This is a genomic window from Streptomyces sp. NPDC033174 (assembly GCF_055577795.1).
On record NZ_JBVIPQ010000023.1, the window covers coordinates 1 to 1,086 of the forward strand.

The following is a 1,086-nucleotide window of genomic DNA, read 5'->3' on the forward strand; positions in this document are numbered from 1 at the left end:
CTAGCTGTATTGATCACGAGGGTTGTTGACACTCGCGGGTCTTGATCATGGCGAAGACCTCCGGTGTGGTGGAGCTGTCTAGGAACACACCACGCACGGAGGTCTTCGTGTCCCACCGTAATGCCCGCCTGACCGTCTTTGGCAGGCGGCTGCTGGTCGAACGTGTCCGCTCAGGCCGTCCGGTCGCGCACGTCGCGGCCGAAATGGGCATCTCACGGGCCACCGCCCACAAGTGGATACGCCGGTGGCGGGCCGAAGGCGAGGCGGGCCTGCATGACCGTTCCAGCCGGCCCCGCACGACACCGCACCGCACGCCGGCCGCTGTCGAGGCTCGGGTCTGCGACCTGCGGCAGGCTCGCAAACTCGGACCGGCTCGTATCGGGCCCATCCTGGGCCTTCCCGCCTCGACCGTGCACCGCATCCTGACCCGCCACGGCCTGCACCGCCTGGCCTGGCTCGACCGGCCCACCGGCGAACCTGTCCGCCGCTACGAACGCGACCGTCCCGGCGAACTGATCCACGTCGACATCAAAAAGCTCGGCAACATCCCCGACGGCGGCGGCTGGCGCACGGTCGGCAGAGCCGCCGGTGAAAGCAACCGGCAAGCCACCACGACCGAGCGCAAGAGCTGCAAGCCGGTGATCGGCTACAGCTACATCCACTCCGCCGTCGACGACCACTCCCGCCTGGCCTACAGCGAAGTCCTGCCCGACGAACGCCAGCACACCGCCATCGCCTTCTGGCAGCGGGCGAACGCGTTCTTCGCCGCCCACGGCATCACCGTCGAACGGGTCCTGACCGACAACGGCGCCTGCTACAAGTCCAAACTCTTCACCCAGAACCTCACCGCAGCCGGCATCACCCACAAGAAGATCCGGCCCTACCGGCCGCAGACCAACGGCAAGGTCGAACGCTTCAACCGCACCCTGCTCGACGAATGGGCCTACCTACGGCCCTACACCAGCAACACCGAGCGGACCGCGGCCCTGACAGACTTCCTCCACACCTACAACCACCACCGCTGCCACACCGCACTCGAAGGCAAGCCACCGATCAGCCGCGTCAACAACGCTGCGAGTCAATACA

1 protein-coding gene is annotated in these 1,086 nt (G+C 66.8%); it reads left to right on the forward strand.

The genetic code is table 11. The annotated features are described in order from the left end of the window. Positions 1-107: 107 nt before the first annotated feature. Positions 108-1,086 (forward strand): IS481 family transposase (locus ACZ5VC_RS33175; protein WP_469123674.1); only part of this gene is annotated, 979 nt, incomplete at its 3' end.